The organism is Denitrobaculum tricleocarpae (assembly GCF_007004665.1).
Taxonomy (GTDB): Bacteria; Pseudomonadota; Alphaproteobacteria; order Kiloniellales; family Kiloniellaceae; genus Denitrobaculum; species Denitrobaculum tricleocarpae.
In genome coordinates, this window is sequence record NZ_ML660056.1 from 66,966 (window position 1) to 91,431 (window position 24,466).

General features: G+C 59.8%; 16 protein-coding genes. 10 read left to right on the top strand and 6 right to left on the bottom strand.

Annotation, left to right across the window (positions count from 1 at the left end):
- Positions 1-131: 131 nt before the first annotated feature.
- The 6 genes from FKG95_RS15130 to FKG95_RS15155 form a co-directional block, all read right to left on the bottom strand.
- Positions 132-1,127, bottom strand: coding sequence for a BMP family lipoprotein (locus FKG95_RS15130; RefSeq protein ID WP_142897238.1), 996 nt, complete (start codon positions 1,125-1,127; stop codon positions 132-134).
- 153 nt (positions 1,128-1,280) lie between these two features.
- A complete protein-coding gene (locus tag FKG95_RS15135) occupies positions 1,281-2,291 on the bottom strand; it encodes a peptide ABC transporter ATP-binding protein (protein ID WP_142897239.1) in 1,011 nt (336 codons plus the stop codon).
- Positions 2,288-3,334, bottom strand: a complete 1,047-nt coding sequence (locus tag FKG95_RS15140) for an ABC transporter ATP-binding protein (RefSeq protein WP_142897240.1) — start codon at positions 3,332-3,334, stop codon at positions 2,288-2,290. Before FKG95_RS15140 ends, FKG95_RS15135 begins: the two co-directional genes overlap by 4 nt.
- A 2-nt stretch (positions 3,335-3,336) precedes the next feature.
- Positions 3,337-4,290 carry an ABC transporter permease subunit gene (locus FKG95_RS15145; protein WP_142897241.1) on the bottom strand — a complete coding sequence of 318 codons (954 nt, stop codon included), beginning with the start codon at positions 4,288-4,290 and terminating at the stop codon, positions 3,337-3,339.
- A gap of 7 nt (positions 4,291-4,297) precedes the next feature.
- Positions 4,298-5,308: an ABC transporter permease subunit gene (locus tag FKG95_RS15150; protein WP_142897242.1), complete on the bottom strand. Its 1,011-nt coding sequence runs from the start codon at positions 5,306-5,308 to the stop codon at positions 4,298-4,300.
- Between the two features lie 256 nt (positions 5,309-5,564).
- A complete protein-coding gene (locus FKG95_RS15155) occupies positions 5,565-7,157 on the bottom strand; it encodes an ABC transporter substrate-binding protein (RefSeq protein ID WP_142897243.1) in 1,593 nt (530 codons plus the stop codon).
- A 652-nt stretch (positions 7,158-7,809) separates the two neighbouring features.
- Here FKG95_RS15155 and FKG95_RS15160 point away from each other — a divergent pair.
- The 10 genes from FKG95_RS15160 to FKG95_RS15205 all read left to right on the top strand — a co-directional run bounded on the left by FKG95_RS15160 (position 7,810) and on the right by FKG95_RS15205 (position 24,410).
- Positions 7,810-9,297 (top strand): sigma-54-dependent transcriptional regulator, encoded by a 1,488-nt coding sequence (locus tag FKG95_RS15160; protein WP_142897244.1) that lies wholly within the window; start codon positions 7,810-7,812, stop codon positions 9,295-9,297.
- 698 nt (positions 9,298-9,995) lie between these two features.
- On the top strand, positions 9,996-11,696 hold the full coding sequence (locus tag FKG95_RS15165) for a long-chain-fatty-acid--CoA ligase (RefSeq protein ID WP_246116797.1): 1,701 nt from the start codon (positions 9,996-9,998) through the stop codon (positions 11,694-11,696).
- Positions 11,697-11,754: 58 nt separating this feature from the next.
- On the top strand, positions 11,755-12,201 hold the full coding sequence (locus tag FKG95_RS15170; protein ID WP_142897246.1) for a MerR family transcriptional regulator: 447 nt from the start codon (positions 11,755-11,757) through the stop codon (positions 12,199-12,201).
- Between the two features lie 2 nt (positions 12,202-12,203).
- Positions 12,204-13,346, top strand: coding sequence for a thiolase family protein (locus tag FKG95_RS15175; RefSeq protein ID WP_142897247.1), 1,143 nt, complete (start codon positions 12,204-12,206; stop codon positions 13,344-13,346).
- Positions 13,343-15,676, top strand: coding sequence for a 3-hydroxyacyl-CoA dehydrogenase/enoyl-CoA hydratase family protein (locus FKG95_RS15180; RefSeq protein WP_142897248.1), 2,334 nt, complete (start codon positions 13,343-13,345; stop codon positions 15,674-15,676). Before FKG95_RS15175 ends, FKG95_RS15180 begins: the two co-directional genes overlap by 4 nt.
- 42 nt (positions 15,677-15,718) lie before the next feature.
- Entirely contained in the window at positions 15,719-17,503 is a 1,785-nt protein-coding gene (locus FKG95_RS15185) for an acyl-CoA dehydrogenase C-terminal domain-containing protein (protein ID WP_142897249.1), read from the top strand.
- A gap of 176 nt (positions 17,504-17,679) precedes the next feature.
- Positions 17,680-19,506, top strand: coding sequence for a DUF1302 domain-containing protein (locus FKG95_RS15190; protein WP_142897250.1), 1,827 nt, complete (start codon positions 17,680-17,682; stop codon positions 19,504-19,506).
- Positions 19,507-19,544: 38 nt separating this feature from the next.
- Positions 19,545-20,909 carry a DUF1329 domain-containing protein gene (locus tag FKG95_RS15195; protein WP_142897251.1) on the top strand — a complete coding sequence of 455 codons (1,365 nt, stop codon included), beginning with the start codon at positions 19,545-19,547 and terminating at the stop codon, positions 20,907-20,909.
- 127 nt (positions 20,910-21,036) lie between these two features.
- Positions 21,037-22,089, top strand: a complete 1,053-nt coding sequence (locus FKG95_RS15200; protein WP_142897252.1) for a WD40/YVTN/BNR-like repeat-containing protein — start codon at positions 21,037-21,039, stop codon at positions 22,087-22,089.
- Positions 22,089-24,410 carry an efflux RND transporter permease subunit gene (locus FKG95_RS15205; RefSeq protein ID WP_142897253.1) on the top strand — a complete coding sequence of 774 codons (2,322 nt, stop codon included), beginning with the start codon at positions 22,089-22,091 and terminating at the stop codon, positions 24,408-24,410. Before FKG95_RS15200 ends, FKG95_RS15205 begins: the two co-directional genes overlap by 1 nt.
- Positions 24,411-24,466 lie beyond the last annotated feature (56 nt).

The window sequence follows — 24,466 nt, forward strand, 5'->3', positions numbered from 1 at the left end:
ATCGTGAGCCGGATGGACAGGCGGGCTCTGCTCCCGCCGTCGTTTCCGTGTACTTCCGAACGACGTTCCAGGCGTTCGGAACTTCCTTGGTTTACAAGAAAAGAAGCTCCGAACGGCCTGAAAAGCGGCGATTAGTAGTTGCAGCTGTTGTCGGACATGTAGTCGTGGACGGCGATATTGCCGGCGATGATGTCGGCTTTAACCTGATCGGCCATGGCCTGCATTTCAGCTGTGATCAGGCTTTTGTTGTGCTCGTCAAGCGCCCAGTCGATACCGCCCTCGGCAAGGCCCAAGACCTGAATGCCCGGCTTCCAGGTGCCATCCTGTGCCCCTTTGAAGGCGTTGTAGGCGGCCACGTCGACCCGCTTCAGCATGGAGGTCAGCATGGTGCCCGGATGCAGGTAGTTCTGGTTGGAGTCCACACCGATGGCGAACTTGCCGTTGTCCTTGGCGGCCTGGTAGACGCCAACACCGGTCGCACCTGCCGCGGCGTAGATGACGTCGACGCCACGGTCAAACTGACCCTTGGCGAGTTCGCCGCCCTTGGAGGGATTGTTCCAGGCCGCCGGGGTCGTACCGGTCATGTTCTGGATGATTTCGATCTCCGCGTTGGCGTGCTTCGCGCCCTGCTCGTAGCCACAGGCGAATTTGCGGATCAGCGGGATATCCATTCCGCCGACGAAACCGACTTTGCCGTTCTGCGAAGCAGCGGCTGCCAGAGCGCCGACCAGGAACGAACCTTCGTGCTCTTTAAAGACAACCGACTGAACATTAGGAAGATCGACGACCATATCGATGATCGTGAAGCGCGTGTCCGGGAATTCCTTGGCGACTTTCTCCATCGCCGGACCCTGGGCAAAGCCGACACCGACCACCGGATCCGCGCCACGTTGGGCCATACGGCGAAGGGCCTGTTCGCGCTGGGTTTCGTTCGTGACTTCGAATTCGCGGTAGCTGATACCGGTCTCGGCTTTGAACTTCTCGACGCCGTTAAAGACGCCTTCGTTGAAGGACTTATCGAATTTTCCGCCCATGTCGAAGACAACGGCAGGACTGAGGTCGGCCGCGCTGACGCTGGCGGCGGACAGAAGAAGTGCGCTCGATGCTGCAAGAAAAATCTGTTTCATTCGGAAGCCTCGTTTCCCTGTCTTAACGGAGGTTAGAAAGCATTGTTATCTATTCAGGCGTCTTTGTCGCGACTGTTTTAAACACTGAAGGATCTGTTTTTCCTGTCCAACTGGTCAAGTTTTTTGTTGGGAGCGGGAGAGCACAGGCGCGATTCAAGCCGCGCTCTGTCCCTGATTGATAGTCTCGGTAAAGTGGCAGGCGACTTTTTGTGTCCTGTGGTCTGTCAACTCCGGCAGCTCGACCCTGCAACGCTCTTGCGCATGAGGACAGCGTTGATGGAACGCGCAGCCCGAGGGCGGATTCATCGGCGACGGCAGTTCACCCTTCAGCTTGATACGTTCGACCCGGTGGCGCGGATCGACGGCGGGCGTGCTGGCCAGCAAAGCCTTGGTGTAGGGATGCATGGGGTTCTGGAAGACGGCGTCGCGCGATCCTTGCTCCACCGGACGGCCGAGATACATCACCATGACTTCATCCGCGATATGGCGCACGACGCTGAGGTCATGGGAAATGAAGAGATAGGCGAGATTGAACTCTTCCTGCAGGTCCATCAGCAAGTTGAGGACCTGGGCCTGGATCGAGACATCGAGTGCAGAGACCGGCTCATCGGCCACCAGAATCCGGGGCTGCAGCATCAGGGCGCGCGCGACCGCGATACGTTGGCGCTGGCCCCCGGAGAACATGTGAGGATAGCGGTTGTAGTGCTCCCGGCGCAGACCCACCTTGGTCAGCAACTCCATCGCACGCTCTTTGCGCTCTTCCGCTGTGGCGTTGGTATTGATGACGGCCGGCTCTTCCAGGATCGTGCCGATTTTCTTGCGGGGATTGAGCGAGCCGTAGGGGTCCTGGAAGATGATCTGAACGTCCTGACGCAGGCGCTTCATTTCAGCCGGTTTTGCCTGCGCGACGTCGACGTCATCGACCAGCAACGCGCCCGATGTTGGCTGTTCGATCAGGGTGACGGCGCGTGCGAGGGTGGATTTACCGCATCCGGATTCTCCAACCACGGCCAGGGTTTTGCCGGCTTCGAGCGTAAAGCTGGCACCGGCCAGCGCCTTAACCGTTTTCGGCTTGCCGAAGAGACCGCCGCCGACTTCGTAGAAGCGCGCCAGCGACCGGGCTTCCAGGACGGGTGATGTAGCTTGATGCGGCTGATCGCTCATGCGGGGCCTCCCGGTGTGACGCCATTCGAAGCCTCGGCCCCATGCGTTTCAGGCTTTGGAGTCTGCGGTGGCGGGGTCTGTGCCGTCGGCAAAGGAAAGTGGCAGCGGACAAACCCCTGCTGGTCCGGGACCAAAGCCGGGCTGCGGTGCTGGCATTCGGGCTGGACGAAGCGGCAGCGGGGGTTGAAAAGGCAGCCCTCGGGACGATCTCCGGCCCCCGGAACAACACCGGGTATGGTCGAAAGCCGGGTGCCCTCGACGCTGCGTTCGGGCAGGGCGTCAAGCAGTGCCGATGTGTAGGGATGGCGCGGCGTTTCGAAAAGTTCCTGGACGCCGCGCACCTCGACCTGCTGGCCGGCGTACATGACGGCCACCCGTTGGGCGGTCTCGGCGATCACGCCCATGTCGTGGGTGATCAGGACCATCGACATGCCGCGATCCTGCTGCAGGCTGCGCAGCAGGTCGAGAATCTGGGCCTGAATGGTGACGTCCAGCGCGGTGGTGGGTTCGTCGGCGATCAGCAGACGCGGATTGCAGGAAATCGCCATGGCGATCATGACCCGCTGGCTCATGCCGCCCGAGAGCTGGTGAGGGAAGGCGCTGAGCCGGGATTCAGGAGCGGGAATGCCGACCTGCTCAAGGAGCTCGATGGCCCGGCTGCGGCGTTCGGCGCGCGGCATGCCCTGATGCACCTTGAGGGATTCCATGATCTGAAACCCAACGGTGAAACAGGGGTTCAGACTGGTCATGGGCTCCTGAAAGATCATGGCGATGTCCTTGCCGATGATCTTGCGGCGGTCCTTCGGCGTGATCTGCAGCAGGTCCTGGCCGTCGAAGCTCAGGCGGTCCGCCGTCACGATGGCGGTGGGCGGCAGCAATCCCATCAGCGCCAGCATCGTGACCGACTTGCCGGAGCCGGATTCGCCCACGACCCCGACCAGTTCGCCGGACTCGATATCCAGGTTGATCCCGTCGACCGCCCGGAAGAGGCCATAGGCGGTTTCGAATTCGACCGAGAGGTCTCGTATCTCAAGCAGGGCCATAATCAGCTCCGCTTCAGTTTGGGATCGAGGGCATCGCGCAGGCCGTCGCCCATGAGGTTGAACGCGATCACCGAGATCAGGATCGCCAGCCCGGGGAAGGTCACCACCCACCAGGCCCGCAGGATGAAGTCACGGGCTTCGGAGAGCATGGTGCCCCACTCGGGAATGGGCGGCTGAGCGCCCAAGCCCAGAAAACCCAGTGCCGCCGCATCCAGAATCGCGGTTGAGAAGCTCAGGGTGGCCTGCACGATCAGCGGTGCCATGCAGTTCGGCAGCACGGTGATGTACATCAGGCGGAATATGCCGGCGCCGTTGACCCGGCTGGCGGTCACGTAGTCCTTGGAGAGTTCCGCCATCACCGCCGCGCGGGTCAGGCGCACGAAATGCGGCTGCAGCACGATGGCGATCGCGATCATGGCGTTGGTCAGGCTGGGCCCCAGGATTGCCACCAGCACCAGGGCCATCAGCAGGCTCGGGAAAGCCAGGATCGTATCCATCAGGCGCAGAATGGTGGTGCCGATGATCCCCGGGAAGAAGCCGGCGACGAGGCCCAGCGACACGCCGACGGTCAGAGAGATCGTGACCACGATGACGCCGACAAAGAGCGATTCCCGGGTCCCGTAAATCAGGCGGGAGAGCAGGTCCCGTCCCACCGGGTCCGTGCCGAGAATGAATTCCCAGCTGCCGCCTTCCTGCCAGGCCGGGGGCTGCAGCAGGTGATCGCGGTATTGCTCGTAAGGCAGATGCGGTGCGATCACATCCGCGAAGATGGCGAGCGTGATCAGGGTCAGCACAATGAAGAGACCCGCGACCGATCCTTTGTTTTCGCTGAAATAGTACCAGAACTCGAGGACGGGATGGATCGGTGCCGCCTCGGCGGTGCCATCAGACCCGTTGGGTGCGGATCCGTTTGGCAGGGGCTGACGGGCGGAGGCGTCGTTTGTGGTCACGGCCATGGAGCTTTTACCTGGCGTATCTGATTCGGGGATTGATGAGTCCGTAGAGCAGGTCGACGACCAGATTGACCAGCATAACGAAAGCGGCGATGAGCATGAGACCGCCTTGTACCGAGGGATAATCCCGGCGGGAGATGGAGTCGACCATCCACTTGCCGATACCCGGCCAGGCAAAAATGGTTTCGGTCAGGATCGCGCCCGCAAGCAAAACGCCGACCTGCAATCCGATCACGGTGATCACCGGGATCAGGGCATTGCGCAGCGCGTGAAGGCCGACCACGCGCGAGGGGGGGAGGCCTTTCGCCCGCGCCGTGCGCACATAGTCCTCGCTCAGGACTTCAAGCATGGCCGAGCGGGTCTGGCGTGCGATGACCGCGAGCGGAATGGTGCCCAGCACGATGGCGGGCAGGATCAGATGACTGACCGCGGAGCGAAAAGCGCCTTCTTCATCGGAGAGCAGGGTGTCGATCAGCATAAAGCCGGTCACGGGCTCGAAGTAATAGAGCACCGAAATCCGCCCGGACACCGGAGTCCAGCCCAGGATTCCGGAAAAGAAGATGATCAGCAGCAGGCCCCACCAGAAGATCGGCATGGAGAAACCGGTGAGGGATATTCCCATCACCGTGTGATCGAAGACGCTGCCGCGCTTGACGCCTGCGATAATACCGGCGGGAAGGCCCAGCACGACGGCAAAGACAATGGCAAAAAGCGCAAGTTCCAGCGTCGCCGGGAAGAGGGTGAAAAACTCGTCGAAGATCGGCTTCTTGGTGACGATCGAAACGCCCAGATCACCGTTGAGCAGCTTGCCCATGAAAACCAGATACTGTTCCCAGATAGGCTTGTCGAAGCCGAACTGGGCCATCAGCTGGGCGTGGCGCTCCGGTGCGATTCCGCGTTCGCCGGCCATCAGCTCAATAGGGTCGCCGGGCAGCAAACGGATGAAGGTAAAGGAAATGATGGTCACGCCGATAAAGGTCGGGATCAGCAATCCGATGCGGGTCAGGATGAATTTGAGCATTGCTTTACTCAGAGTCTGATCGCTTTTCGCCGCTTTCGGGAAAAGCGCTGGCCAGCCTCTATGTCGCGTGGTTAGAGGGTGCTCCGTGGTCTCGGTATTCCCGGACCAAGACAGACCAGCCTCTATCTCACAGAGTTGCGCACGAAGAGCCGCATTCATGCTTCACATCGAAGCAAAGTAAAATGATCTGGCTCAACGGAAGTGCCAGGAGGGACATTTCCCTCCCGGACCTCTGCCGAATGGCGCGATCAGTGTCTTACTTCAGATCGACACCGTAGAAGATGTGGCCGCCGAGCGGATGAACGCGGAAGTCGACCACTTCGTTACGGACCGGCTTGGAGACCACGGAATGCGCGATGGTCACCCAGGGGGCCTCTTCCTTGAAGATCAACTGAGCTTCTTCGTAAAGCCGCGTGCGCTCGGCCTGATCGGCGGTCTGCTTGGCCTGCTGCAGCAGATCGTCGAAGGGCTTGTGACACCAGCGCGCACGGTTAGTGCCGCCGACTGCCGCATCGCAACCCAGGAGAACGTAGAGGAAGTTATCCGGATCTCCGTTGTCACCGGTCCAGCCCAACAGCACGGTTTCATGCTCGCCGGCTTTGGAACGCTTGAGGTACTCACCCCACTCGAAAGTGACGATCTCGGCTTCGACGCCGACCTTGGCCCAGTCCGCCTGAATCAATTCAGCCATGCGGCGGGCGTTGGGGTTGTAGGGGCGTTGAACCGGCATGGCCCAGATGTTGGTCTTAAGACCAGAGACACCGGCTTCTTCCAGCAGTTTTTTCGCGCCTTCGGGATCGTAAGCATAATCCTTGGTGGAGTCGTTATACGACCAGATTGTCGGCGGGATCGGGTTTTTGGCAATCTTGCCTGCGCCCTGGAAAACGGCTTCGATGATCGCCTGCTTGTCGACGGCCATGTTCAGCGCCTGACGGACGCGCTTGTCCGTGAAGGGTGCTTTTTCGGTGTTGAAAGCCAGGTAGCCGACGTTCAGGCCTTCCTGCTCGAGGAGGTTCACGTCGCTGTCGCTCTTCATGGCCTCGATGTCAGCCGGATTCGGATAAGGCATGACATGGCACTCGCCGGCTTTCAGCTTCTGATAGCGGACCGACGCATCGGGCGTGATCGCGAAGATCAGCGTGTCGATCGGCGCTTTGCCGGCCCAGTAATCCGTATTGGCCTTATAACGGATCACGGCGTCTTTCTGATACTGCTGCAGCTGGAAAGGACCGGTTCCGACCGGGTCGAGGTCGACCTGTTCAGGCGTCCCCGCCGCCATCATCTGATCAGCGTATTCCGCGGACAGGATCGACGCGAAATCCATGGCCAGGTTGGCGATGAAGGGCGCTTCGGGTTTGCTGAGGATGAACTTGACCGTGTAGTCGTCGACCTTTTCCACCGTTTCGATGATCTCGGACATGCTCATGCCCTCGAAGTACTCGTAGGAACCGCCGGAGACCTTGTGGAAGGGATGTTCTTTGTTGCCCTGACGCTCGAAGCTGAAGATCACGTCATCGGCATTGAAGTCGCGGGTCGGCGTAAAGTTCTTGGTCGTGTGGAACTTCACCCCTTTGCGGAGTTTGAAGGTGTACTCCAGGCCGTCTTCAGAAGCGCTCCAGGACTCGGCGAGAGCCGGGATGACGGTCGTCGAGCCACGTTCGAACTCGGCCAGGCGGTTGTAAATCGGATGCGAAGATGCATCGAAGGTGGTGCCGGCCGTGTACAGCGAAGGGTTGAAGCCTTCCGGGCTGCCTTCGGAACAGTAAACCAGCGTTTTAGCGCTGAGAGGAGATCCAAAGGCCACACTTGCGGCAATGGCAACGGATGCCATCCATAGTTGGCGTCTCATGATACATTTCCCTGCTATTTCAATCTGTATTGTCGCCTACTCTTGGTGATCACTGTAGACGTATGAAGCTGCAAGCTAGGCCCTTGTCCGGCCCCTCGTCAACGCCATTTCGAGGCCGGTTGCATCAAGTTTGTGCAGGGCAGAGCTCGTATAGAGGTTGTTTAAACTCCTGCGGCACAACCTCGGAAAGCCTGCTTTCCCGGCCTAAGATCATGACATACCTGCTGGATCACGGGCCAGGCGTCTCGACTCGTTAAACTCTGGTATTTGCCGCTGCGGCGCTATGACGCGTGAAGAGCCGTCGTCTCTTCGACCGCACGCAAATAGAACGCGGAATTGAATTGCCCGGGAACAGGATCTACTCTCTAGCCTTGTTCGGGTTCATACGAAGTCGGATGATTTCGCGGCAGGCAAGCGTGTGAGAGCGGTCGTGCGAAACATGTTCCATATTACGGGAAAAGCTATTCGTATTTTTACGCACTGGTAGTGGTTTCTGGGATATCATAGATACAGCGCTATATCTTTTGCTGAGGGATTGCGCTGGTGTATGCGAGGGAATCGTGGTGAAAAGCCAGGTGAAACAAGAGTTTTTTCAATAAAGAGCGTTTTGTGATCATTACCCGCACTCCAGCGCCAGGGACTCAATGAAGTCATGCTGCGCAGTAATCTAATACCGGCAGAGGTCAAACCGCTGAAGGTTCTCCTCGTTGAGGACAACCTCTCGCTCGCAAACCTCTATGTGAATTTTCTGCAGGCCGAGCCGGTCGCTCTCAGTCATGTTGCGACGGGCAGCGAGGCGATGACCGCAATCCGCAACGAGCGGCCGTCCGTGGTGTTCCTGGATCTGCAGCTTCCCGACATGAACGGCATCGAAATTCTGAACTGGATTCAGAACGACGGGATCGATGCGGCGGTTATCGTCGTGACCGCGGACGGCTCGCTCTCGACGGCCGTCGAAGCCATGAAGGCGGGGGCTCTGGACTTTCTTGTCAAACCCTTTAACCGGGAGCGTCTGGTTGTCACCTTGCGCAACGCCCTCGAACGCCAGCGGCTTTCCGCTATCGTCGAGAAGGTAAAGGGCGGTTATCCCCGGGATAATTACTGCGGGTTTGTCGGCAGCTCGGTTTCGATGCAGGCCGTCTACCAGGTCATCGAGTCCGCCGCGCAGAGCAAAGCAACGGTTTTTGTCACTGGCGAGAGCGGCACGGGTAAAGAGGTTTGCGCCCATGCGCTCCACGATCTCTCGCCACGCAATGATAAGCCCTTTGTTCCGATCAACTGCGCGGCCATCCCCAGAGAGTTGATGGAAAGCGCCATCTTCGGTCATGTGAAGGGGGCTTTTACGGGTGCGACCCAGCATCAGAGCGGCGCCGCCAAGCGTGCTGACGGCGGTACGCTGTTTCTGGACGAAGTCTGCGAGATGGACGCGGACCTGCAGACCAAGCTGCTGCGCTTTATCCAGACCGGCAGTTTCGAAGCCGTTGGCAGTCCCACGACCGAGGTCGTGGACGTTCGTTTTATCTGCGCAACCAACCGGGACCCCTGGGTGGAGGTGCAGGCGGGGCGCTTTCGCGAGGACCTTTACTACCGGCTGCATGTCATCCCGATCCAGTTACCGCCACTGCGCGAGCGCGACGACGACATTCTGACACTGGTGCGCCACTTCATCCGCGTCTACGCGGAAGAGGAGGGGAAGGCCTTCCGCGATGTCTCGCCGGAGGCCGCGCGGGTGCTCCTCGATTACTCCTGGCCCGGCAATATCCGAGAACTGCAGAACGTCATCAGAAATGCCGTGGTTCTCTATGATGCCGAGGTCATAGAGCCGGCTATGCTGCCGGCAAAGATTGCCCAGGCCGCCGGGAACCGGGTGCCAAAAGCGGCCGGGGCGGCGGGAGCGCCAGCGGCTCTCCCTGCCACCGCGAACCTTGCGCCCATCGATGAGGCATCGCTCTCCGAGCGGATCGTGCCGCTTTGGAAGCTCGAGAAAGAAGCCACGGAGCAGGCGATTGAGCTCTGTGGCGGCAACATCGCCAGGGCGGCCGCTTATCTCGGTATCTCTCCCTCGACCATCTACCGCAAACGCGTCTCTTGGGAAGCGATGGAATCGAACCTTGTGGCGACAGCGGAAAGCTCCCGTTAGAGCGAAGTCGGTTTCACCCTGGATTCGGCCAGTATTCCTATTGCTGCCACTCTTGTAGCCGCGGCTCCTGTTGCCGGCTGTCCCGTTAATGGGGCCGCGCGCTCACTGAGACGTCGGCTGCGTTCCTGACCGGATCGATCTCGGATTCGGCGGATTTCCGCTCGCCAGCTAAATTTTTAATCTATTGATTTTGAATGAGAAAGTTACACCCCGGCAGAAAAATTGTCACTTTAAGTTCACGTATGCGTTAAGTTATTGACCTATTCGGACATTTAGTCTTTATATGTATGAAAGCAGTCCCTGGTTCATGGGGAGCCATTCACGGTCCTGGCTGACGCGGTCATAACTGTGAAGCGGTCCCCGGCCCGATGTCAGGCTGGCCGAAATCGCATCGATCCCGGTCGAATTGAGGCAATTTGGCTCCGCTAGACGACATTGAGTGGAATGCAGCGCTGGGTTGTTGTAATAATTTTGTTGCGCTTCACATTGAGAGTGAAAAGGTCGTTAAGGCCGAAGCGCGGCGAGGAGGAGCCAATGAGACCGTCTCTGGTAAGCTTCCCTGTGTCTGAGGTGCTGGCTGGCTTCGTATGCCGGACTCCCTTCAGCCTGTCACTCCGGTGTTGCAGAGCGCGCATGCGTGCGACTGCCAGGATCGGCGCCGACCCCAGTGCGCGTGCCTGCGCAGTGGGGTCGCCGACGTGACTTTGGCATCCGAACTCTCGACACCCTGGTCCGGACAGTACCCGTCGAATATCGATTGGCACGCTCCGGTTTCGGATGAACCCATGCCGGCTGTGCTGGACCGGCAAGCCGCCTTACACGGCGACCGCAGTTGCGTCAATTTCCTGGGCCGTATCTCCAGCTACAGTGAGATTTCCGCGCTGTCCGACCGGATGGCCAAGGGTCTGCAGGATATGGGGGTCGGCAAAGGAGATCGGGTCGGTCTCTTCCTTCCCAACACACCCTATGCGGTGATCGCATTTTACGGCGTGCTGAAAGCCGGCGGGGTTGTCGTGAACTTTAATCCGCTCTACGCGGATGAAGAGGTTCGCAAGCAGATCGATGATTCGGGCGTGAAGATCATGGTCACGCTCGATCTGAAACTGATGCTGCCGAAGCTTCAACGGATGCTGGGCCGTCCGCCTCTCGAGAAGATCATCGTTTGCTCCATGTCGGCGGCACTGCCTTTTCCCAAGGCGCAGCTTTTCAAGGTTTTCAAGTACAGCGAGATCGCAGCCGTAAAGGACGCTGAAGGCATCGTCAGCTACGACCGTGTGATCGACAATGACGGCGACTACCTTCGCCACGAAGTCGATTCCCGCAGTGATGTTGCGGTGTTGCAGTACACAGGCGGCACAACGGGCGTTCCCAAGGGCGCTATGCTGACCCATGCGAACATTGCGATCAACGCCCGGCAGGTGGCCCTGTGGGACGGCGAGCCGGCCGATTATCAGGAGAAGGTACTCGGGGTCCTGCCTCTCTTCCATGTTTTCGCCATGACCGTCGTGATGAATGCGGCGATCATCGTCGGAGCGGAGATGATTCTGTTGCCGCGCTTCGAAGTCATCACCACGCTGAAGACGATCCAGAAAACCAAACCGACGCAGTTCCCCGGTGTGCCCACGCTCTTTAACGCCATCGATCAGGAACCGACGGTCGACAAGTACGATCTCTCATCGATCGATATCTGCATTTCGGGCGGCGCCCCCCTGCCGGTCAAGGTCAAGCAGGCTTTCGAGGGGAGAACCGGTTGTAAGCTGGTGGAAGGCTATGGCCTGAGCGAGTCCTCACCGGTCGCCGCCTGCAATCCTGTCGAAGGCATCAATAAGGAAGGCAGTATCGGCCTGCCCCTGCCGCAGACCTATCTTGAAATCCGGGGACTTGACGATCCGGACAAGCTCATGCCGGTCGGTGAGAGCGGAGAAATCTGTATTGTCGGACCGCAGGTCATGGTCGGTTACTGGGGGCGTCCGGACGAGACCGCCCGCACCATTCGAAACGGCCGCCTGCACACCGGTGACATCGGCTACATGGATGAAGAAGGGTTTACCTTCATCATCGACCGCTTGAAGGATTTGATTCTCTGCAGCGGCTACAACGTTTATCCGCGCACCATCGAGGAAGCGATCTACCGCCACCCGGCGGTCGCGGAGGTGACCGTGGTCGGGATCCCGGATGAATACCGGGGTGAAGCACCCAAGGCCTTTATCCGGCTGAAAGATGACCAGATGCTGGAAGTCGAAGAACTGAAGGCCTTTCTCAAAGATAAGATTTCGCCCATCGAAATGCCCCAGGAGATCGAGTTCAGGGCTGAGTTGCCCAAGACCATGATCGGGAAACTCTCCAAGAAGGAACTGGTGGCGGAGGAAGAACAAAAGCGTGCGGAAGGCACGTCGTGAGACGCGCGGCCGCACGCTGTGAAAGCGTGAGTTCAGTCAGAAAAGTAATGTTCGTATCATGACCAAACTCTTGACCGTCACAGAACTGGCCCACGAGCTGGGCGTGACCGCACGGGCAATCCGCTTCTATGAAGACAAGGGGTTGATTGCGCCGCAGCGGGTCGGCAACCGGCGTGTCTACAGCAACCGTGACCGTGGCCGCCTGGTCCTGATCCTGCGCGGGAAACGACTGGGGTTTTCCCTGCGCGAGATCCGCGAATGGCTGACGCTCTACGATACCGGACCGGATCAGGTCGAACAGATGAAACGCCTGCTGGCCCTGACCCAGGACCGCATGGCGGCGCTTGAAGCGCAGTACGACGACCTCGAAGCCACCATTGAAGAGCTTCGGGATATCGAAACCGAGGTGCTGGAGCACCTGAAGGCCAACGGTGGATTGGACGATGCCGGGGAGAAGACGGCTGAGCCCGAAGCGCCACCGCGCCCAGGACGCAAGAGGAAGTAGAGATGCATAAGAACGTCGTTATCGCGGGTTATACCCGCTCGCCATTCCACTTTGCGAAGAAAGGCGACCTGAAGCGGGTCCGGCCGGACGAGTTGGCCGCGCAGGTGGTCAAGGGACTGGTCGAAAAAACCGGTATCGATCCTGCCGATATCGAGGACCTGATTGTCGGCTGTGCCTTTCCGGAAGCGGATCAGGGTTTCAACGTCGCGCGTCTGATCGGTTTCCTCGCGGACCTGCCGCGTTCGGTCGCGGGCACCACGGTCAACCGCTTCTGCGGGTCTTCCATGCAGTCGATCCACATGGCCGCCGGCGCGATCCAGATGAACGCCGGTGAAGCCTTCATCTGCGCCGGTGTGGAATCCATGAGCCGCGTGCCCATGACCGGATTCAACCCGATGCTGCACCCGGGTCTCGCCGAGAACTATCCGCAGGCCTACATGCCCATGGGCGAGACCGCCGAGAATGTGGCGGAGAAATACAGCATCTCGCGCGAGCGCCAGGAGGAACTGGCGGTGGATAGTCATCGAAAGGCCACCGCGGCGCAGAGCGAAGGCCGGCTGAAAGACGAAATCACGCCGATCATCCAGGGCAATCACACCGTGGATGCCGATGGCTGTATCCGCCCGGAAACGAGCGCTGAAACCCTGGCGGGATTGAAACCGGCGTTCCGGGCTGACGGGATCGTGACGGCGGGGACGTCCTCTCCGCTGACCGACGGCGCGTCCGCTGTCCTGGTCACTTCGGAAGACTATGCCAAGGCCAATGGTCTGAAGATCATCTCGCGCATCAAGTCGGTCGCGGTTGCAGGCTGCGCACCGGAGATCATGGGCATCGGTCCGGTGGGGGCAACCAAGAAGGCGCTGGAACGCGCCGGAGTCAGCATCGGCGACATCGATGTGGTCGAGTTGAACGAAGCCTTTTCCTCACAGGCATTGGCCTGCGCCGAGGATCTCGGCATCGATCTGGCGAAGGTCAACATCGACGGCGGCGCGCTGGCCATCGGGCACCCTCTGGGCGCGACCGGCGCGCGGATCACCGGCAAGGCCGGACAGATCATGCAGCGCGAAGGTAAAAGCCTTGCGCTGGCCACCCAGTGCATCGGCGGCGGGCAGGGGATTGCCACCATTCTGGAGAATGCCGCATGAGCATCGAAAAGGTTGCCGTCATCGGCGCCGGTGTCATGGGGGCGGGCATAGCCGCCCACGTGGCGAACGCAGGCATTCCCGTTCTGCTGCTGGACATCGTGCCCGAGGGCGCGACGGACCGGAATGCGATTGCCGCGGGCGCGGTCAAGAAAATGCTCAAGACCGATCCCGCGCCCTTCATGTCCAAACGGGCCGCCAAGCTGGTCACGCCGGGCAATATCGAAGACCATCTCGCGGACATTGCGGACTGCGACTGGATCGTCGAGGCCGTGATCGAACGCCTGGATATCAAGCACGATCTCTATGCCAAGATCCAGGCCGTGCGGAAGCCGGGTTCCATCGTCACCTCGAACACCTCGACGCTGCCGCTTTCCAAACTGGTGGAGGGGATGGACGATGCCTTTGCCCGGGATTTCGCGATCACCCACTTCTTCAATCCGCCGCGCTACATGCGTCTCCTGGAGATCGTGGCCGGGGCGGCGACCCGCGAAGACGCCGTCGCCGACCTCACCGACTTTGCGGACAGGCGGCTGGGCAAAGGTGTGGTCCTTTGCAACGACACACCGGGCTTCATTGCCAACCGGATCGGCACCTTCTGGATTCAGTGTGCCCTGGTCGAAGCCATGGACCGCAAACTGCCGATCGAGGAAGTCGATGCGGTCATGGGGCGCCCCATGGGGATTCCCAAAACCGGTGTGTTCGGCCTGATGGATCTGGTCGGCATCGACCTGATGCCGCACGTGGACAAAGGCCTGGGCGATAACCTCCCCGCGAGCGATGCCTATCAGGATCTGCGCCGGGAGCTGCCTCTGATCCAGAAGATGATTGCTGACGGCTATACCGGCCGCAAGGGCAAGGGCGGTTTCTATCGCCTGAATAAAGAGGGCGGCAAGCGGGTCAAGGAAGCGATTGACCTGACCAACGGCGTCTATGCGCCCGCGAAGAAAGCCTCGCTCTCGTCGGTCTCGGCCAGCCGCAAAGGCGGCTTCAAGGCCCTGATGGCGCACGATGACCGCGGCGGCGCCTATGCCTGGGCGGTGATGTCGAAGATCCTGGCCTATGCCGCTGCCCTGGTGCCGGAGATCGCCGATGACGTTCCCGCCGTCGACCGGGCCATGAAGCTTGGCTACAACTGGAAATTCGGCCCCTTCGAGCTGATTGATCAGCTGGGCGCCGGTGATTTCGCGGCCCGCCTGAAAGAAGAGGGGCGGGCGGTTCCGGATCTGCTTGAGAAGGCGGCTGCCGCAGGCGGTTTCTACCGGATCGAGGGCGGCAAGCTTCAGTTCCTGGACGTGACTGGCACCTACGCGGATCTGGTCCGGCCCGAGGGTGTGCTGCTGCTTGAGGACATCAAACGGGCCGGCGAGCCCGTCGCCAAGAACGGCTCGGCAAGCCTTTGGGACATTGGTGACGGCGTGGCCTGTCTGGAGTTCCATACCAAGCTGAACACCTTCGACCCCGATATGCTGAAGATGGTCGGCAAGGCCGTCGCACTTGTGCCGAACAAGGGTTTCAAGGCGCTGGTCATTTATAACGAAGCCAGCAATTTTTCCGCCGGTGCGAACCTGGGGCTGGCGCTCTTTGCCGCCAACACCGCCATGTGGCCGCTGGTCGAGGAAATGGTGGAGCAGGGACAGAAGGCCTTCCTTGCTCTGAAACGCGCTGGCTTTCCCGTCGTGAGCGCCCCCTCCGGCATGGCGTTGGGCGGTGGTTGCGAGGTGCTTCTGAGTTCCGACGCGGTTCAGGCGCACGCGGAGAGCTACATCGGGCTGGTGGAAGTCGGCGTTGGGATCGTGCCGGGTTGGGGCGGCTGCAAAGAGATGCTGCTGCGTTTGTCCAAGGACCCCAAGCGCCCGCGCGGACCCATGCCGCCGGTCTCCTCGTCCTTTGAGACCATTGGTACCGCCAAGGTGGCGAAGTCCGCCTTCGAGGCCAAGGAACTCGGTTTCCTCAAAGCCAGCGACGGGATCACCTTCAACCGTGAACGTCTGCTGGCCGACGCGAAAGCCAGGGCGCTTGCGCTGGTTGAGGACTATGCGGCCCCTGAAGCTGCCGAACTCACACTGCCCGGGCCCTCCGGTGCCGCCGCTCTGCGGCTGGCGCTCAAGGACCTGACGGCGCGTGGGCTTGCGACACCCCATGATCAGGTCGTTGCCGGCGGTCTGGTGGATGTTCTGACCGGTGGCCCCGGCGCAGACATCACCGAGCCGGTTTCGGAGGAAGAGGTGCTCAAGCTTGAGCGCGAGACTTTCATGAAGCTGATCAAAACCAACGGCACGCTGGCGCGCATGGAGCACATGATCGAAACCGGCAAACCGCTCCGCAATTAAGACGCCCCCTTGTTAAAAGGGATGAATTCGAGGAACTGACGCATGGTTACCTACGCAGCACCGATTGACGACATTCGGTTCGTCATGAACGAACTCTTCGATTACCAGAACTCGATCCCGACCCTGCCGGGCTATGAAGACGCGACCCCGGATGTTGTCGAAGCTGTGCTGGAGGAAGGCGCCAAGTTCTGCGTCAACGAACTTCTGCCATTGAACCTGCCGGGCGATGCCGAGGGCTGCCATTACGAGAATGGTGTCATACGCACGCCCAAAGGCTTCAAGGAAGCCTACAAGGCCTTCCGCGAGGGCGGCTGGACCGGTCTTTCCTGCGATCCGGAATACGGCGGCCAGGGATTGCCGAAGACGCTGCAGTTCATCATGAGCGAGTTGATCGTCTCGACGAACCTGAGCTTCGGGATGTATCCGGGGCTGTCGCACGGCGCCTACAATGCGCTCTCGGTTTACGGCGACGATGACCAGAAGCAGACCTTTCTGCCCAGGCTGATCGACGGCACCTGGTCCGGCACCATGTGCCTGACCGAACCGCATTGCGGCACTGATCTGGGCCTGATCCGCACCAAGGCGGAACCGGACGGCAAGGGCGCCTACAAGATCACCGGCACCAAGATCTTTATCTCTGCCGGCGAGCATGACCTGACCGACAATATCGTGCATCTGGTCCTCGCGAAGCTTCCCGATGCGCCGCCCGGCAGCAAGGGCATTTCGCTCTTCATCGTGCCGAAGTTCCTGGTCAAGGATGATGGCACCCCGGGGATGCGCAACGGCGTGACCTGCGGATCCATCGAAAAGAAGATGGGTATCAAGGCCTCCTCGACCTGCGTGATGAATTTCGAGGAAGCAGAAGGCTATCTTGTGGGGGAACCCCATACCGGCATGGCGTCCATGTTCGTCATGATGAACACGGCCCGCCTGGATGTCGGCATCCAGGGGCTCGGTCTGGCCGAGACGGCCTATCAAACGGCGGCGGCCTACGCCAAAGACCGGGGGCAGGGGCGTTCGCTCGGTGGCACCAAGGCACCGGAAAAGGCGGCTGATCCCATTATCGTTCATCCCGATGTGCGCAAAAACCTGCTGACCATGCGGGCTTACAACGAGTCCGCGCGGGCACTTGCGATCTGGATCGGGATGGAGGTCGATATCTCCGAGAAACATCCGGACCCGGCGCGCCGCCAGGAAGCCGATGATCTGGTGCAGCTGATGACCCCGATCATCAAGTCTTTCTTTACAGACTACGGCTTTGAAGCGACCAACCTCGGTGTGCAGATCCACGGCGGGCACGGCTATATCCATGAATACGGTATGGAGCAACTGGTCCGCGACGCACGCATTGCGCAGATCTACGAGGGCGCCAACGGTATCCAGGCGCTGGATCTGGTCGGCCGTAAACTCGGACAGGGCATGGGGCGGCTTTTGCGGCGCTTCTTCCATCCGGTTGCAGGATTTATTGAAGAGAACCAGGAGTCTGCCGAATTGATGGAGTTTATCCTTCCGCTCGCCAAGGCTTTTGGCCGCTTGCAGCAGGCCACCGGCTGGATCGCACAAAACGGATTGAGAGATCCCGAGGAAGCCGGCGCGGCTTCAAGTGATTATCTTCGCCTCTTTGCCCTGGTATCGCTGGCTTACATCTGGACCAGGACCGTAAAGGTCAGCCTGGAGAAGATGGACGAGCGGCCGGAATTCTATCGCGCCAAGATCGCCGTCGCGCGTTTTTACGTGACGCGCATCCTGCCACAAAGCTCGTCGCTCTTCGCGACCATCATGGCGGGCAAGGCGCCACTCATGGAACTTGAGGAGGGCGCATTTTGACGTAAAGAAAAGACGCATTTCCGCAAGCGTGTATTGCTTCAATTTGGAGTGAAGTACGAAAAAAACGCTGCGGTTCGAATGGGATAGGTCTAAACTGTACGTAAAGTTATAAAAGACTCGAAGCGGTTACATGCCTTGAACGGAGTATTCAAGCGCTGGGAGGATAAGGGGGCAAAATGAAATCCGCATCTAAACTGCCGATAGAAGGCCGTGAGACGACGGGCCTGTTGGCAAGCACTTCCGTAGCAGTTGGTTTGGGATTGGGCGCAGCCGGCGTTGTCGCTCTGCCTGCTGCGGCCATTGATTTCGATTGGAATAACGGGGCCATCAGCGGCTCCTTCGACACCACGGTTTCGAGTGGCGTGTCGGTCCGGACGCAAGGCCACGATCACCGCCTGATTGGTATCGTCAACGGTGGCACGGCCAACTCCATCAATGGTGACAACGGCAACCTGAACTATGAAAAGGGCGATATCACCTCGGCCAACGTCAAGGCGACGCATGAACTCTCTCTGAATGCCGGTGATTTCGGTTTCTTTGGCCGGGCGTCCTATTTTTACGATACCGCGATCATGGATGGCGACACTGCGCGGACCGATCTCGGGAACGAGGCCAAGGGACGCGCCGGACGCGACTTCGAACTGTTGGACGCATACGTTTTCGGCGACTTCGATGTCGGCGAGGTCCCGGTTACGGTGCGCGTCGGCAACCAGGTTCTGAGTTGGGGCGAGAGCACCTTCATTCAGAACGGTATCAACACCATCAACCCGATCGATGTGACGAAGTTCCGCGTCGCCGGTGCCGAGGTTCGCGAAGGTTTGATTCCGGTGCCGATCATCGATGTGAACGTGGGCCTGACCGATAAATTCTCGATCGAGGGTTTCCTGCAACTCGAGTGGGACAACACGGAGATCGAACCCGAAGGAACCTTCTTCTCCACCAACGACTTCGCGTCGCCGGGCGGCGAGTTCGCTTTCCTGGGCTTTGGCCAGCCGCCGCTGCCGACAGATAACCCGGTCTCGTTCGGTGGCAATGCTCCGATTGGAACAACTATCCCGCGCGGCGCGGACAGGAGCGCTAGCGACAATAACCAGTGGGGTGTTGCTCTTCGCTATTTCGAGCCTGAACTCAACGACACTGAATTCGGTCTCTATTATATTCAATACAACAGCAGGCTACCGGTTTTGAGCGCCCGCACCGGAACCTTCGCGGGTCTTGCCGGTGGCAACTACGCTGGCTCCGCCCAGTATTTCCGTGAGTTTCCCGACGACATCAAGCTGATAGGTGCGAGTTTCAATACTGAGATTCCAGGTACCGGTATTGCCCTGCAGGGTGAGTATTCCTTCCGCAAGGACCAGCCGCTGCAGATCGACGATATTGAGCTATTCTTTGCCGGTCTTTCACCGACCGACCCGTTTACTAGCGCGCCCTTCGGTGCACAGGGACAACTTGGTAGCTTTGGGTTCGATGAAGAAATTCAGGGTTTCCGGCGCAAGGACGTGAGCCAGATGCAGGCAACCGCGTCGAAGGTCCTGGGCCCGAACCTGGGCGCCGATCAGATCACCCTCGTTGGCGAAGTCGGCGGTACCTACATCCATGACATGGAAAGCAAGGACGAACTGCGCTACGAAGGTCCGGGCACCTTCACAAGCGGCAACAGTTTTCTCACCGCTGCAGGACTTCAGCCCGCAACACAAACCGATGGTTTTGCCGATCCCTTCTCCTGGGGTTACCGGCTTTTGGCGCGGGCTGATTTCAACAACGCCATCGGTCCGGTCAATCTTCAGCCGGGTATTGCTTTCTCGCACGATGTCAGTGGAACGACGCCTTCGCCGCTTTCGAACTTCGTCGAAGACCGCAAAACCGTGACTCTCTCGTTGGGGGCGACCTATCTGGACTCGCTGCGGGCCAGCATCGCCTACACGAACTTCTTTGGCGGCAGTCCCTTCAACCTCTTGAGTGACCGTGACTTTGCGTCATTTGTCGTCAGTTACTCGTTCTAAAAACGAAAAGAATCCGTGATGTACGGGAGGACCACTTTATGAAACTGGCATCAACACAGCTCGCATGCGGCGCTCTTGCGCTGATGCTTGCCGCGCCGGCGGCCTATGCCAAGGTCACGCCGGAGGAGGCCGCCAAGCTGGGCCAGGAACTGACGCCCATGGGCGCGATCCAGGCCGGGAATGCCGACGGCACAATTCCGGCCTGGGACGGCGGGATTACAACACCGCCTGCGGGCTATGAGCCCGGCATGCACCATCCCGACCCCTTTGCCGATGACGCGCCGATCGCGACGATTACGGCGGCCAATGTCGATCAGTTCCAGGACAAGCTGTCGCCCGGTCAACTGGCGATGTTCAGGCGCTATCCGGATACCTGGAAGATGAATATCTATCCGAGCCGCCGGAGTGCATCCTATCCGCAGCGCATCTACGATTTCGCGATCGCCAATGCCACAACCGCGGAGCTGACGGCCGACGGCAACGGTGTCGTGAACGCGCGGGAATCCATTCCCTTCCCCATTCCGCAAAACGGACTCCATGCGATCTGGAACCACCTCCTGCGGTACCGGGGCAATACGGTACGCCGAATTATCGGGCAGGTATCGCCCACCTCGGGCGGGGCCTACAATCTGGTCAAGATCGATGAGCAGATCTATCTCTCCTATGCCCATCCCGGCGCGTCGATTGAAAGCATCAATAATACGCTGGGTTACTTCCTGCAGGAAGTGACGGCTCCGGCCCGGCTGGCGGGGACCATCCTGCTGGTGCATGAAACCCTGAACCAGGAGGCTGAACCCCGGAAGGCCTGGACCTATAATCCGGGCCAGCGCCGCGTCCGCCGCGCACCCAATGTGGCCTATGACAACCCCGGAACCGCCTCGGACGGCCAACGCACGAGTGATCAGCTCGATATGTTCAACGGCGCGCCCGACCGCTACAACTGGGAGCTCAAGGGGCGCCGGGAAATGTACGTGCCCTATAACTCCTACAAGCTGCACAGCGACTCACTCGAGTACGACGACATTATTCAGGCAGGCCACCTTAACCAGGATGTGACGCGCTACGAACTGCATCGGGTCTGGGAAGTCGATGCGACCTTGAAGGAGGGCACCAGCCATATCTATGCGCGCCGGACCTTCTACTTCGACGAGGACAGCTGGCAGATCGTGGCCGCCGACCAGTACGATGGCCGTGGAGAGATCTGGCGCGTATCCGAGGCGCACAACATCAACTATTACGAAGTGCCGCTGCTCTGGGAAACCGTCGTGACCCAGTACGATGTTCAGAACGGCCGATATCTGGCGTTCGGGCTCAACAATCAGGACCGCATCGAGATCTTCAATGACGATCTGGAACTGAGGCAATTCACGCCGGAAGGCCTGCGGCGTAAGGGACGCCGTTAAAGTCGGCGTTTTAGCGATGATCGTGAAGAAGTGGTCCCGGCGAGCCCGACCGGCAGGATCTCTGGAGCGCTTCTTCGGGTGCGCGGAAAGGCGGGAGACCGGCCCGGTCTCCCGGACAGGTTCTTAGATGCGTCGAGCCGCCGGCATTCTGCTCGTGAGATCACGGCTCTTCCTGCTGCTGATCGCTCTTGGTTTCGGGGCGCACGCCAGCACGCCTATCTTTGCTCAGGAGTCCGGAGCGAAGGGTGCTCCGGCACAAGAGGTATCGAGGATCGAACCTCTGGCGGCGCAGTCTCTATTGCTGGAGGCCGTCGAGCTGGGCGGTCGTGTCGTGGCGGTTGGCGAGCGGGGCCATGTGCTCCTCAACGACGATCCGGCCTCGACACCCTGGAGGCAGGTGTCTGTTCCGACGCGTGCAATGCTTACGTCCGTTGTGGCCGGCGGCGACAGCGACCTCTGGGCGGTCGGCCATGACGCGGTCATTCTTCACAGCAGGGATGCCGGAGAGACGTGGGACCTGCAGCACGCTGACCCTGATCTTGAAACACCGCTCCTCGATGTTTGGTTCGAAAGCGGCGGACATGGCCTCGCGGTCGGTGCATATGGTCTTGTCTACGAGACCTTTGACGGCGGAGAAACCTGGGAACAGCGTAGCATCGATGAAGAGGAGCCGCATTTTTATGCGCTTTTCGAGACTGTCGGCGGCGACCTGATCCTCGCCGGCGAATTCGGCGCGATTTTGCGTTCCGAAGATCGCGGGAAGACCTGGACAAGGCTGGAAAGTCCCTACAACGGAAGTTTTTTCGGCGGCATCGGCTTATCGGACGGCACGATCCTGCTGTTCGGGCTGCGCGGAAATCTCTTCAGCTCCCAGGACCGTGGAGAGAGCTGGCAGACGATCGAAAGCGGGGTGACCGCTTCGCTTCTCGCCGCCGCCCAGCGGAGGAACGGTGAAGTCGTGATTGTCGGACTCAGCGGCACTTTGCTGCGCAGCAACGAAGGCATCCAGAGTTTTGCGCTCTCGGGCGGCCTTAAGCGAGAGGCAATCACATCGGTGTTGCCGCACTCGAGCGGCGGATTGATTCTCTTGGGTGAGCGGGGTGTGTCGCTCCTGACCAATGCGGGCACCGGCGCCGAGAGCAGTGCGACTTCCGGCTCACCGGGCGGGACGCTGAACTGATGCTGGCAAAAATCGAAAACGTCGTTTTCGGGAACCGGAAGATCATTCTGGGTCTCTTTCTGCTCGCCACGATTTTCATGGCCTACCAGACCTCGTTGCTGAGGATCGATGCCGGGTTTGAAAAACAGCTGCCGCTGAAGCACCCCTACATGCAGACCTTCGTCGAGCATAAGGAGGAGTTTGGCGGCGCCAACCGGCTGCTCATCGCGGTGCGGGCAAAAGAGGGGGACATCTTTACCCCGGATTTCTTCTCGACCATGAAAGCCGTTACGGATGAGGTTTTCTTCCTGCCCGGGGTGAACCGCAGTACGGTCCGTTCCATCTTCACGCCGAACGTGCGGTTTATCGAGATCGTCGAAGGCGGCTTCTCCGGCGGCAACGTCATACCGGCCGAATTTACACCGACGCCAGAGTATTTGGCCGAGGTACGCGAGAACATCCTGAAGTCGGGCATTGTCGGGCGTCTGGTGGCCGACGACTTCACCACCGCGATGGTCTCGGCGCAGTTGGTCGAGATCGATCCGGCGACCGGGGAACGGCTCGACTACCTGAAGGTCGCCGAGCAGCTGGAAGCGAAGATCCGTGAGCGTTTCGTCGATGACGAAATCGATATTCACATCATCGGATTCGCCAAAGCGGTCGGTGACATTGCCGACGGCGCGCTCGGGGTCGTCCTGTTTTTCGGGATCGCCTTTCTGATCACGGCGGCAATTGTCTATCTCTTCACCCATTCGGTGAGGATGACCTTGTTGCCGCTCCTCTGCTCCCTGGTGGCCGTGGTCTGGAACATGGGGCTGCTGACCCTCTTTGGCTTCGGCCTGGATCCCATGTCGATCCTGGTTCCCTTCCTGGTCTTTGCCATCGGTGTTTCACACGGTGTGCAGATGATCAATGCCGTTGGTGCCGAAGTCTTTGACGGTGCCGACAACGTTACGGCCTCGCGCACGGCGTTCCGCAGACTCTTGCTGCCCGGCGGTGTCGCGCTCTTGAGTGACACCATCGGCTTTCTGACGATCCTGCTGATCGAGATCCGGATCATCCAGGAACTGGCGATTACAGCCAGCCTGGGTGTCATGGTCATTATCCTGACCAACCTGATCCTGCTGCCGATCCTGCTGTCGTACATCAAGCATGGTGAAGGCTATCGCAAACGCATGCACGAGGGCGCCAAGCGCCGCGAGCCTTTGTGGCGATTTCTGTCCCGGGTCGCGGACCCCAAGGTGGCGATGGGCAGCATCGCCTGTGCGCTTCTTCTGCTGGCCTGGGGGCTGTATGAGGCGCCCAATCTGAAAATCGGAGACATCCACGCCGGCGTTCCGGAACTGCGGCAGGATTCGCGCTACAACGTCGATACCGCCGTCATCACGGATAAATTCGCCATTGGCGTCGATGTCATCACCACCATTGTCGAGACCGTGCCGGACGGCTGCATCGAACATGATATCATGGACCGGATCGACCGCTTCCAGTGGCAGATGTCGAACGTGCCCGGCGTGCAGTCGACGATCTCCATGCCGCAGGTCGCGAAAGTCATCAATGCGGGCTGGAACGAGGGCAATCCGAAATGGCGGGTCCTGCCCAGGAATCCGCAAACCATGGTTCAGGCGGTGTCCTCGATCGAGACCTCGACCGGTCTTCTGAATAAGGACTGCAGTGTCCTGCCGGTCTTGATCTTCACGGAAGACCATAAGGCCGAGACCATCGAGCGCGTCATCGATGCGGTGAAGGTTTTTGCCGCCGAAAACAACAGCGAGCGGCACACGTTCCGGCTCGCGACCGGGAACGTCGGCGTCATGGCGGCCACCAACGAGGTGGTTCAGGCCGCACAGACCGAGATGCTGCTCTGGATCTACGCCGCGATCATCGTGCTTTGCTTTGCGACCTTCCGTTCCTGGCGCGCGACCCTCTGTATCGTCCTGCCGCTCAGCCTGGTTTCGGTGCTGGGGTACGCGGTCATGAGCGTGCTCGGGATCGGCCTGAAGATTTCGACGCTGCCGGTCGCCGCTCTCGGGGTCGGAATCGGCGTCGACTACGGCATCTACATCTTCAGCCGTTTCCGCACGCTTTTGAATGAAAAGGCGATGGGGCTCCACGAGGCCTACGAGGAAACCCTGCGGGTGACTGGGAGCGCGGTTTTGATCACGGGACTCACTCTTGCGATCAGCGTCAGTACCTGGGCCTTTTCCGCACTCAAGTTTCAGGCGGACATGGGCGTCCTGCTGGCCTTTATGTTCCTCGCGAACATGTTGGGGGCTTTGTTGCTGCTGCCTGCGCTCGCCTTTGTGGTTTACGGCTTTATCCGACGCAAACCCACTGCCTGACCGAAGGTTATGCCTGATTGAAAAGTCCGCCTGATTGAAGACTCCGCATGACTGAA

Bases quoted from the DNA above. Each gene is read 5' to 3' on its own strand.
- FKG95_RS15180 (WP_142897248.1), top strand. From the start codon at position 13,343: ATGAGCATCGAAAAGGTTGCCGTCATCGGCGCCGGTGTCATGGGGGCG.
- FKG95_RS15185 (WP_142897249.1), top strand. From the start codon at position 15,719: ATGGTTACCTACGCAGCACCGATTGACGACATTCGGTTCGTCATGAAC.
- FKG95_RS15200 (WP_142897252.1), top strand. From the start codon at position 21,037: ATGCGTCGAGCCGCCGGCATTCTGCTCGTGAGATCACGGCTCTTCCTG.
- FKG95_RS15170 (WP_142897246.1), top strand. From the start codon at position 11,755: ATGACCAAACTCTTGACCGTCACAGAACTGGCCCACGAGCTGGGCGTG.
- FKG95_RS15195 (WP_142897251.1), top strand. From the start codon at position 19,545: ATGAAACTGGCATCAACACAGCTCGCATGCGGCGCTCTTGCGCTGATG.
- FKG95_RS15140 (WP_142897240.1), bottom strand. From the start codon at position 3,334: ATGGCCCTGCTTGAGATACGAGACCTCTCGGTCGAATTCGAAACCGCC.
- FKG95_RS15145 (WP_142897241.1), bottom strand. From the start codon at position 4,290: ATGGCCGTGACCACAAACGACGCCTCCGCCCGTCAGCCCCTGCCAAAC.
- FKG95_RS15135 (WP_142897239.1), bottom strand. From the start codon at position 2,291: ATGAGCGATCAGCCGCATCAAGCTACATCACCCGTCCTGGAAGCCCGG.
- FKG95_RS15130 (WP_142897238.1), bottom strand. From the start codon at position 1,127: ATGAAACAGATTTTTCTTGCAGCATCGAGCGCACTTCTTCTGTCCGCC.
- FKG95_RS15205 (WP_142897253.1), top strand. From the start codon at position 22,089: ATGCTGGCAAAAATCGAAAACGTCGTTTTCGGGAACCGGAAGATCATT.
- FKG95_RS15150 (WP_142897242.1), bottom strand. From the start codon at position 5,308: ATGCTCAAATTCATCCTGACCCGCATCGGATTGCTGATCCCGACCTTT.
- FKG95_RS15155 (WP_142897243.1), bottom strand. From the start codon at position 7,157: ATGAGACGCCAACTATGGATGGCATCCGTTGCCATTGCCGCAAGTGTG.
- FKG95_RS15160 (WP_142897244.1), top strand. From the start codon at position 7,810: ATGCTGCGCAGTAATCTAATACCGGCAGAGGTCAAACCGCTGAAGGTT.
- FKG95_RS15175 (WP_142897247.1), top strand. From the start codon at position 12,204: ATGCATAAGAACGTCGTTATCGCGGGTTATACCCGCTCGCCATTCCAC.
- FKG95_RS15190 (WP_142897250.1), top strand. From the start codon at position 17,680: ATGAAATCCGCATCTAAACTGCCGATAGAAGGCCGTGAGACGACGGGC.